Below are 8405 nucleotides of genomic sequence, written 5' to 3' on the forward strand. Positions count from 1 at the left end.
GCGCCTGGGGCTGCCTGCCGTGATGCACCACCGAGACCACCTGCCAGTCGCGGTTGAGGCGTTCGGCATCGTGGTCGGTAAGGGTAAAGCGATTGCCGGGGGCGAGCTCGGGCAGGTCGCTTTCGGCCTCGGCGGTCAGCGCATCGTGGCGCAGGTGTTCCAGGCGGATGCGGGTGAAAGCCTCGCCGGAGGCGTCGGCCTTGTAGCGGCCGGGGTAGTCGTAGTGTTCATACCCTTTATCAACGACGCCCCGCTGCGCCTCCAGTCCTTCGGCCATATGTTCGTGCAGCTGGGCCTGATGTAACTGTGAATAGCCCGGCTGCTTGAAGGAGTAGTCCTTGAGCATGGCCGAGGCGGGGCGGACTCGGGAGACTTGGCTGAGCTTGCGCAGGTGGCGCAGCGGCGGCGTGCCGCCGGCCCGGCCGTGATAGGTGCGCTCGCCCAGGCTGGCCAGCACCTGGGGGTCGTCGGCGAAGACCAGGCGGTGGGCGCCACCGGGGGCATCCTCGAACTCGTGAAAGTAGAACAGCCCCTCTTCGGCGGCCAGGCGCTGGATAAAGGCCAGGTCGGTCTCACGGTACTGCACGCAGTATTCGCGCCTGGCGGGTTCGCGGGTGGCGGCGAAGGCCACGTCGGTGATGCCGCGCTCGTCGCACAGGGTATTGATGATGGTCAGCGGCGAGACGTTCTGGAAGATGCGCGAGTTGTGGCGCAGCGACAGACGCCACAGTGCTGGCTGGATGGTCAGCGAATAGAAGGTGCGGCGGTGCCCGCTGTCGCCGCGGCCGAAGGCGGTGGCGATGCCGTGGACCCGGCGCAGCACCGCGCCGTCCTGCCAGATCGTCAGGCCGAGCTCGCGGTCGAGGAAGGCCTCGGGAGCGAGGTCCGGGTCGCGGCTGGCGAGATTGACCGCCAGATGGAAGGGCCGGGAGAGCGCCTCGGTCAGCGTGAAGTCGACCACGGCCAGGTCGAGGTCATCGGCCCCGGCGAGGGCAAGTGTGAACTGAAGGCCGGTCTGATTGGCCATGGTGATGGCTCCCCTCCTGGAAGACGAATGCGCGGCAATCCATTGCATCAGCAGATTACGCGAGGCCCTGGGTATGGCAAGGGCGAATCGGTCGCTAAGGGCAATGGCTGACAGGACGTGTCAGCGATGTCGTACACGCCGTGATGCCAGCGCTCGATAACAAGCGCTGGCATCACGACGCCGGCTGCGTAACGCCCCGCCCAGGCGGGCGGGACGCTATCGAAGGACTTAGGGCTTCCTTAGCCTTCGATCGGGGCGCGCCAGTCGTCGGAACCGGAGGTGCCGGCCACGGTGTGTTCCCAATCGATCTTGCGGTAGGCCAGGGAGACGTCCATCAGTTGAGTGAATTCAGACGTGTTCATGTCCTGGGCGTGCGGCATGCGCAGGTTGATGTCGACGATGGTGGCGTCGGTCAGGCTGGTGGTGAAGAAGTGCTCCTGCTTGCCTTCCACTGAGGTGCGGTACCACTTCAGCTCGACATTGGGCAGCATTTCGCCGGAGGCCAGGGCGTTGTACATCAGCGGCACGGCCTTGTTCAGGGCCACGGTGAAGATGAACGGCTTGTGAGCGCGCTGGCCGGAAGGCTGGCCGGACTGCGGGTCGGTGGGCACGGTGACGACGTGCTTGAATTCCTGAACCAGCATTTCGTCTTCGTGGCCTTCCACGTAGATGTTGCCCACGGAATCCGGGGTGAAGGCGCCAGCGGTGATGTTGCCCTGGGTCTGGCCTTCGATGCTGATATAACAAGGTGTCGGCATGAGTCTGCTCCTTGACGATGTGAGTGAATGTCCGATGGACGGTACTGTAGAGGCAGTAAGCGTGCCGACATTGGATAAACAAAATAAAAACAGATGGTTGCCATGAATTCGACAATCATACCTAATCAAGATTAGGTAATATGTTGCCTGAATCGAGCAAGATCTTGCCCGGAGGGCAAGAAGTTGCCTAATTATATTTAGATTTGGCTAGCTCTGCGAGTTTGCCAAGGCCAACGTCAAGAAAGACGCCACACCGAACCTTGGCGAAAATGAGACGTTCGGTGGCTGACGTCCTGCGCTGGCAGCGCCTGTACCACGTGGATGACTGGACGGAGTATCTGCATGTCATCGACGAGAAGCTGGCCGCCGCCGTCGACCGCCTCGGCGAGGCGATAGCCGAGGGCCTGTTGGGCGCTGAGCGCTAGCTGAATCAGGACGACTGAATAGCGGGAAGCAACAAAGCTGGTGCCGGGTGAGACAAGTGGCACTAAATTATCGATAATGCCACAAACCGACACTATACTGTCGAAATGAAAACCAGACACGTCACCCTCTGCCCCCAAGCTTCCCTCTCGTTGCGCCTGTTCGCCGGCTTGATCGAGGAGGGGCGGCTACGCAAGGGTTGGACCCGAGACGAACTCGCCGAGCGGGTGGGCGTCGGCGTGGTCACGATCCGGCAAGTTGCCAAAGGATCTCCCCGGGTGGCTATCGGTACCTACTTCGAAGCAGCGGCGCTGGTAGGTGTCTCGCTTTTCACCGACAACATCGACACCCTACGGCGCGAACACGCCACCCAGTTGGAACGGCTGACGTTGCTGCCCAAGCGCGTCAACCGACAGCAGCAAGAGCCCATCGACGATGACTTCTAGCCAACGCGCCTATGTGTGGGTCTGGCTGCCCGGCCAGACGACGCCAGTCGCTGCCGGTCTCGTGGAACGCGACGACCAGGACCGTTATCGCTTTGCCTATGGCCGACGCTATCTCGCACGCGACGACGCCATCGGCCTTTTTCCCCGCGAGCTTCCCCTGCGGCCAGGTAGCCAGGAACAAGCCGACGGCACGCTGCCTTCCTGCCTGCGCGACGCCTCACCAGACGCCTGGGGGCGCCGTGTCATTATCAACCGGCTGACGGGCATGTCGGGCAATAGCGCCGCTGAGGTCGACTTCAACGAGATGGTGTACTTGCTTGAGTCCGGGTCGGATCGGATAGGCGCGCTCGACTTCCAGCTCTCACCCACCGAATACCGGCCACGGGAGCATCAGGACGCCACCTTGGCGGAATTGCAGGAAGCCTCCGCCTGTGTCGATGCAGGAGAACCTCTACCTCCCGCTCTGGAGCAGGCAATCCAGCACGGCAGCAGCATCGGCGGCGCCCGCCCCAAGGCCCTGCTGAATGACCGGGATCGCAAGCTGGTGGCTAAGTTCTCATCCAGCACCGACCTCTATAGCGTGGTTAAGGCGGAATTCGTTGCCATGCGACTTGCCAAGCTGGTGGGGCTCGACGTAGCCCCCGTGGAAATGACCCGTTCGCTGGGTAAGGACGTACTGCTGGTGGAGCGCTTCGACAGGAAGAGAGCAGCTGGCGGATGGTCCAGAAGGATCGTGCTGTCGGCCCTCACGCTGCTGGGGCTAGATGAGATGGCGGCTCGCTATGCCAGTTACGAAGACCTCGCCCATCGCATTCGCGCGGAGTTCGACGCGCCCGATCAATCGCTACGCGAGCTATTCGGACGCATCACCTTCAACGTGCTGTGCGGCAATACCGATGATCACGCGCGCAACCATGCCGCCTTCTGGGATGGCGAAACCTTTCGACTGACACCGGCTTATGACATTTGCCCGCAATCACGAACCGGCGGCGAAGCCTCGCAAGCGATGTTGCTGCACGGGCAGGAGAGGCGCAGCCAGCTTGTCCACTGCCTGGCAGCGGCAGAGCAACTTGGCCTGACCCAAACGCAAGCCAAAGCGATCATCGATCATCAGCTCGCCACGATCCGCGGCCAGTGGGACAGCGTATGCGATGAAGCCGAATTTAGCCCGGTCGGTCGCGCTTTCCTCTGGGGCAGGCAGTTTCTTAACCCCTTCGCGCTGGAGGGATATACGCAGTCTTGACCCTGCCGCCTCAATGGACGGCAAGCACTTCGGTATCCGCGAAATAGAAATGGATCTGGTAGAGCGGCTCCTGGAAGGGGCCGACACCATCAGGCTTGTATTCCATGTCGATGTGGGTCAGGGGCGGGGTCTGCATTCCGGTGGGGATCTGCTTCCAGTTAACACCGGATGCAAGATCACTGGCCAGGAACATGTATTCGACACAGACAATGCGGCCCTCGATCTCGCAATAGATCGGTCCGAGCGGCAGATTCGCAGGTTCGGCCCAGTGTGTGCCCATATGCGGCACACGGGGACTGATCGCAACGGCATCCGGGACGATGTCGGATAGCAGCGGCAGATGCGACAGGCCATCTGCCGCCACTGATGAGGTAACGGCAAAAGCAGCGGCGGCAAGCGTGACAGGCACAGGTTTCATCGGTGTCTCCTCCGTTCCGATGAGTGACGTAAACCCACGGGCGGGTGGCGTGCGGTGCTTACCAGACAGTTTGTGTACTGACTACGAATTTGTGAAATCGATTGATTGTATATATATTATTTACATGGCAAATATATCGAATTTGGACCTGAACCTTCTTCGGGTTCTGGACGCCTTGCTGCGCGAAGGCTCGACGGTGGGTGCCGGACGCAGGCTGGCGCTTTCGCAACCCGCTGTTTCAGCGGCGCTCGGGCGGTTGCGCCATGCGCTGGGCGATCCGTTATTTGTCCGGCAGGGGCAAGGGCTGGTCCCGACCAGTTATGCAACAAGTCTTGAGGGGCCACTTCGAGCCGCTCTGGAAGAGCTTGAAAGCGTTCTTGTCGGCCCGGAAACATTCGACCCCGCCGAGGCGCAGTTCGACTTCCACATTTCCGGCACGGATTTCTTTGCCACGATGCTGATGCCTGAGCTGGGCGCGCGCGTCCAGCACGCAGCGCCTGGACTGCGGTTGCAACTGCTCGATCTGGTGCCCGATCACCATGTCGAGGCACTGGAACGCCAAGATGTGGATCTTGCGCTGTTGCCGGAGCGCGACTTTCCTGCCTGGACCGCCCATGCGCGGCTGTTTCACGCTGAATTTATCGTGATCGCACGCAATGGCCATCCGGCGCTGGCCGCAGCGGGTCTCGCGCCGGGCGAGATGATTCCGATGGATCTGTTCTGCGCCCTTGGACATGTCCTGTGCTCCCCCGATGGCCGATTCCATGGACTTGGCGATGAGGCACTGGCGCGGGCGGGACACAGCCGCCGGGTGGTGATGTCGGTTCCCGTCTTCGAAGGTGTGCTGCAGGTAGTGGCGGCAACCGACCTGATCGCACTCTTTCCCAGAGGGCTTGCCGAACACCGCGGCCCCTCTGCCGGGATCACGCTGTATGCGCCTCCGATGGCGATTCTACCCGTGCAATTGAGCATGATCTGGCATCGACGCCGGAGCAGAGACCCGGCGCATGTCTGGTTGCGAGGCATGGTGCAGGAGATACTCGCACCACTGGGGCAACATACCGACCTGTCTGTGCTCGGTTGAATCACTGCCTTCGCTGCCCGATGGTCGATCCTGCGTCAGGTGCCCGGCTGCGTTAAGGAGGCGTCAATCACGACCTGGAGATGGTAGGGTTCGAGAGAACCCTACCCAATGGCTCAGCGACCATGCCCCACGTCGACATCACCGTGATCTCCGATGCCATCTGCCCATGGTGCTTCATCGGCAAACGCCACCTCGATCTCGCCCTGGCGGAACTGCCCGAGGAAATCAGCGTATCGGTGGCCTGGCACCCCTTCGAGCTCAACCCCGACATGCCCGCCGAGGGCCTGTCGCGGCGTGACTATCGCACCGCCAAGTTCGGCTCCTGGGAGCGCTCCCGGGCGCTCGACGCCCAGGTGGAGGCTGCCGCCGAACAGGCCGGCATCACGATCCACCACGAGCGCATGACGCGAACGCCCAATACCTTCGACGCCCACCGGCTGATCTGGCTCGCCGGGGAACATGGCGTCCAGTCGGCGGTGGTCAGCGCGCTCTTCCGGTGCTACTTCGTCGACGGTGAGGACATCGGTGACAGCACGGTACTGGCCAACGCCGCCCGAGACGGCGGGCTAGCGGATATCGACATCCCCGCCTTTCTCGCCAGCGACCAGGGCCGGGCCGAGGTAAGAGCCGGCCTCGACGAGGCTCGGCGCCTGGGAGTGAACGGTGTGCCCACCTTCATCTTCAACGGCACCACCGGCCTGTCGGGCGCCCAACCGCCCGAGGCACTGCGCCAGGCGATTCTCGAGGCGGCCGGCAGGAGTTGAAAGGCAGCACCTCAGCCAGGCATCAGGATGACGGGGATTTGGCCTCGAAGGCTTCCACCACCCCGCGCAATTCCGGCGTCAGCCGCGCCAGTGTCTCGCTTCGCAGCGACTCGGGCAGGCCACCATGGAAGGCTTCGGCCATGGCGCCCGCCATGCATGCCTGGGTGTCGGCATCGCCGCCAAGCGATACCGCATTGCGGATGGCCGACTCGACGCTATCGGCCTCCAGAAAGGCGAGGATCGCCGGCGGCACCGAGCCCTGGCAGGAGACGTCGAAGCGATAGTTCGGTCGGATCTCGTCCAGGGTTTGGGAGAGGTCATAGCCGAACCGCCCCTCCACCTCGGCACGCAGGCTCGCCTTGTCGGCGCCCTGTCGCGCCAGGAAGATCACCGCCGCCACCGCCTGCGCGCCGCGAATGCCTTCGGGGTGGTCATGGGTGACCTCGGCGCTGCGCTTGGCCAGGCTTAGCGCCGCCTCCAGCGACGTGGCGGCGAAGCCCACCGGGGGCACCCGCATGGCCGAACCGTTACCCCAGCTGTAGTAGGGCTGCCTGTCCCGGCTTGCCGCCCAGCGCATGAAGCCACCGCCGAAGCCGGCGTTCGGATAGCGATGGAAGTAGTCATGGAAGGCATCGACGAAGTCGCCGCCGTGCAGCAGCACCTCGGCGACCGCCACGCAGAGCACGCTGTCGTCGGTGAAGGTGCTGTGCGGCGTGAACAGCGGAAAGTCGCGGTGCTTGGTGCCCCGCCCTTCGTGCACCGAGCCGATGATATCGCCGGCGATGGCGCCGAGCATATTGGCCTCCTCGAGCGCGAGCTTACGATATAGCCCCTAACCGGTATCTATCCCCATGCATAGCGGGACAGTCACCACCTCGTCAACCGGGCCTTCGCCCATCGACACCCTAGCTGATGTGGCCTATGGTAATAATAGGTATTACCTTTGACTATGGAGGTCAGCATGACCAGACCAACATCCATCAAGCTCGACGACGACCTGAAAGGACGGATCCAACATCTGGCCGATGCTCGTCAGCGCTCGGCACACTGGCTCATGCGTGAGGCCATTGAGCAGTATGTGGAGCGTGAGGAGAGACAAGAGGCTTTCAGGCAGGAGACGCTCAACGCTTGGGAGGATTACCAAGCGACAGGCTTGCATGCGACCGCTGAAGAAATGGAGAAGTGGCTGGCCAGCTGGGGAAAGGATGATGAGGTGTCGGCCCCCAGATGCCACAAGTGATATTTGCCCCAGCAGCCGTCCGGGATCTGGAGCGACTGCGTGAGTTCCTGCGGCCGAAGAGTCCAGCAGCCGCCGAGCGCGCCGCCAAGGCGATCATGCAGGGGATCAAAGAGCTTGGAAGGTTCCCGCATATCGGCCGCCCCATTGACGCTCTAACAGACGCATATCGGGATTGGCTGATTGATTTTGGTGATAGCGGTTACGTCGCACGCTACCGCCTCGATGGGGACACGGTGGTAGTTCTGGCCATTCGTCATCAGAAAGAAGTCGGCTTTCACCCATCACAAGGCAATCAGCGTTGATGAATGATTCCACTACTGCGTACTCCCAAGCCGATACAACCGTGGAGCTCAAGCTGACAGTACTGGGCGGCCGCTCAATCCTCTTCGTCATGGCGGCCGACGCCGAATACGGCCCGCATCTCAAGCAGCGCTTTACGCCGCTCATCACCGGCGTTGGCCCGGTGGAGGCGGCAGTCGAAGGCCAGTTGACCCCCTGAGGGCTCGCAGAATCAGTGCGACTGTATTGCAAGAGCAGCACAGCTGGTCCCGGATAAGCGGAGTGGCATTAAATTATCGATAACGCCACAAACCGATACTATAATGTCGGAATGAAAACCAGACGCGTCACCCTCTGCCCCCAAGCTTCCCTCTCATTGCACCTGTTTGCCGGCTTGATCGAGGAGGGTCGGCTACGCAAGGGATGGACCCGAGACGAACTCGCCGAGCGAGTGGGCGTCGGCGTGGTCACGATCCGGCAGGTTGCCAAAGGATCTCCCAAAGTGGCCATCGGTACCTACTTCGAAGCGGCGGCGCTGGTCGGCGTCTCGCTGTTCACCGACAGCGTCGACACCCTTCGGCGTGAGTTCACCGGAGCGAGACAGGCGTGCCAACATCTTCGCGTCTCGCCAGTCGGTCTTGACGCGATCCCCGGCACGCTGGGGGATCAAGGACGGAGCCACTACCTCGCAGTCATGACCGCTGGCCTGGACTTGGTGGTAGA

General features: G+C 62.3%; 12 protein-coding genes and 2 pseudogenes. 9 read left to right on the forward strand and 5 right to left on the reverse strand.

Annotated features, from left to right (window positions below):
• A partial coding sequence (tssI, locus tag DU490_RS16545; RefSeq protein ID WP_114575328.1) for a type VI secretion system tip protein TssI/VgrG occupies positions 1 to 1027 on the reverse strand: 1027 nt, incomplete at its 3' end.
• Between the two features lie 239 nt (positions 1028 to 1266).
• Positions 1267 to 1785 carry an Hcp family type VI secretion system effector gene (locus DU490_RS16550; protein WP_114575329.1) on the reverse strand — a complete coding sequence of 173 codons (519 nt, stop codon included), beginning with the start codon at positions 1783 to 1785 and terminating at the stop codon, positions 1267 to 1269.
• Positions 1786 to 2066: 281 nt separating this feature from the next.
• Between DU490_RS16550 and DU490_RS16560 the strand changes: the two genes are divergently transcribed.
• The 3 genes from DU490_RS16560 (at position 2067) to DU490_RS16570 (ending at position 3897) form a co-directional block, all read left to right on the forward strand.
• Positions 2067 to 2210 (forward strand): hypothetical protein, encoded by a 144-nt coding sequence (locus DU490_RS16560; protein WP_220270527.1) that lies wholly within the window; start codon positions 2067 to 2069, stop codon positions 2208 to 2210.
• A gap of 105 nt (positions 2211 to 2315) precedes the next feature.
• Entirely contained in the window at positions 2316 to 2654 is a 339-nt protein-coding gene (locus tag DU490_RS16565) for a helix-turn-helix transcriptional regulator (RefSeq protein WP_114575330.1), read from the forward strand.
• Entirely contained in the window at positions 2644 to 3897 is a 1254-nt protein-coding gene (locus DU490_RS16570; RefSeq protein ID WP_114575331.1) for a type II toxin-antitoxin system HipA family toxin, read from the forward strand. Before DU490_RS16565 ends, DU490_RS16570 begins: the two co-directional genes overlap by 11 nt.
• Positions 3898 to 3907: 10 nt before the next feature.
• Here DU490_RS16570 and DU490_RS16575 read toward each other — a convergent pair whose 3' ends face one another.
• Positions 3908 to 4315: a hypothetical protein gene (locus tag DU490_RS16575; RefSeq protein ID WP_114575332.1), complete on the reverse strand. Its 408-nt coding sequence runs from the start codon at positions 4313 to 4315 to the stop codon at positions 3908 to 3910.
• 91 nt (positions 4316 to 4406) lie between these two features.
• Here DU490_RS16575 and DU490_RS16580 point away from each other — a divergent pair, with 91 nt between their 5' ends.
• Complete coding sequence (locus tag DU490_RS16580; protein WP_220270526.1) at positions 4407 to 5399, forward strand: LysR family transcriptional regulator; 993 nt, start codon at positions 4407 to 4409, stop codon at positions 5397 to 5399.
• A 122-nt stretch (positions 5400 to 5521) separates the two neighbouring features.
• Entirely contained in the window at positions 5522 to 6163 is a 642-nt protein-coding gene (locus tag DU490_RS16585) for a DsbA family oxidoreductase (RefSeq protein WP_114575337.1), read from the forward strand.
• 22 nt (positions 6164 to 6185) lie between these two features.
• On the opposite strand, the gene DU490_RS16590 is transcribed toward DU490_RS16585, so the two are convergent.
• Complete coding sequence (locus DU490_RS16590; RefSeq protein WP_114575334.1) at positions 6186 to 6959, reverse strand: ADP-ribosylglycohydrolase family protein; 774 nt, start codon at positions 6957 to 6959, stop codon at positions 6186 to 6188.
• A 165-nt stretch (positions 6960 to 7124) separates the two neighbouring features.
• On the opposite strand from DU490_RS16590, the gene DU490_RS16595 reads away from it, so the two are divergent.
• The 4 genes and pseudogenes from DU490_RS16595 to DU490_RS17530 all read left to right on the forward strand — a co-directional run.
• Positions 7125 to 7403, forward strand: a complete 279-nt coding sequence (locus tag DU490_RS16595; RefSeq protein WP_114575335.1) for a CopG family ribbon-helix-helix protein — start codon at positions 7125 to 7127, stop codon at positions 7401 to 7403.
• Complete coding sequence (locus DU490_RS16600; protein ID WP_114575336.1) at positions 7391 to 7705, forward strand: type II toxin-antitoxin system RelE/ParE family toxin; 315 nt, start codon at positions 7391 to 7393, stop codon at positions 7703 to 7705. Before DU490_RS16595 ends, DU490_RS16600 begins: the two co-directional genes overlap by 13 nt.
• A complete protein-coding gene (locus DU490_RS16605) occupies positions 7705 to 7902 on the forward strand; it encodes a hypothetical protein (protein WP_258801708.1) in 198 nt (65 codons plus the stop codon). Before DU490_RS16600 ends, DU490_RS16605 begins: the two co-directional genes overlap by 1 nt.
• Positions 7903 to 8013: 111 nt before the next feature.
• Positions 8014 to 8175, forward strand: a pseudogene (locus tag DU490_RS17530) (multiprotein-bridging factor 1 family protein); the annotation flags it as partial.
• Positions 8176 to 8265: 90 nt separating this feature from the next.
• Here the strand turns inward: DU490_RS17530 and DU490_RS17255 are convergent.
• Positions 8266 to 8405 (reverse strand): annotated as a pseudogene (locus tag DU490_RS17255) (IS110 family transposase); the annotation flags it as partial.

Source organism: Halomonas sp. DQ26W (assembly GCF_003339685.1).
GTDB lineage: Bacteria > Pseudomonadota > Gammaproteobacteria > Pseudomonadales > Halomonadaceae > Halomonas.

Excerpts from the sequence above, each read along its gene's own strand:
- DU490_RS16600 (WP_114575336.1), top strand. The coding sequence starts at position 7,391 with ATGCCACAAGTGATATTTGCCCCAGCAGCCGTCCGGGATCTGGAGCGA.
- DU490_RS16595 (WP_114575335.1), top strand. The coding sequence starts at position 7,125 with ATGACCAGACCAACATCCATCAAGCTCGACGACGACCTGAAAGGACGG.
- DU490_RS16575 (WP_114575332.1), bottom strand. The coding sequence starts at position 4,315 with ATGAAACCTGTGCCTGTCACGCTTGCCGCCGCTGCTTTTGCCGTTACC.
- DU490_RS16570 (WP_114575331.1), top strand. The coding sequence starts at position 2,644 with ATGACTTCTAGCCAACGCGCCTATGTGTGGGTCTGGCTGCCCGGCCAG.
- DU490_RS16605 (WP_258801708.1), top strand. The coding sequence starts at position 7,705 with ATGAATGATTCCACTACTGCGTACTCCCAAGCCGATACAACCGTGGAG.
- DU490_RS16565 (WP_114575330.1), top strand. The coding sequence starts at position 2,316 with ATGAAAACCAGACACGTCACCCTCTGCCCCCAAGCTTCCCTCTCGTTG.
- DU490_RS16550 (WP_114575329.1), bottom strand. The coding sequence starts at position 1,785 with ATGCCGACACCTTGTTATATCAGCATCGAAGGCCAGACCCAGGGCAAC.
- DU490_RS16590 (WP_114575334.1), bottom strand. The coding sequence starts at position 6,959 with ATGCTCGGCGCCATCGCCGGCGATATCATCGGCTCGGTGCACGAAGGG.
- DU490_RS16585 (WP_114575337.1), top strand. The coding sequence starts at position 5,522 with ATGCCCCACGTCGACATCACCGTGATCTCCGATGCCATCTGCCCATGG.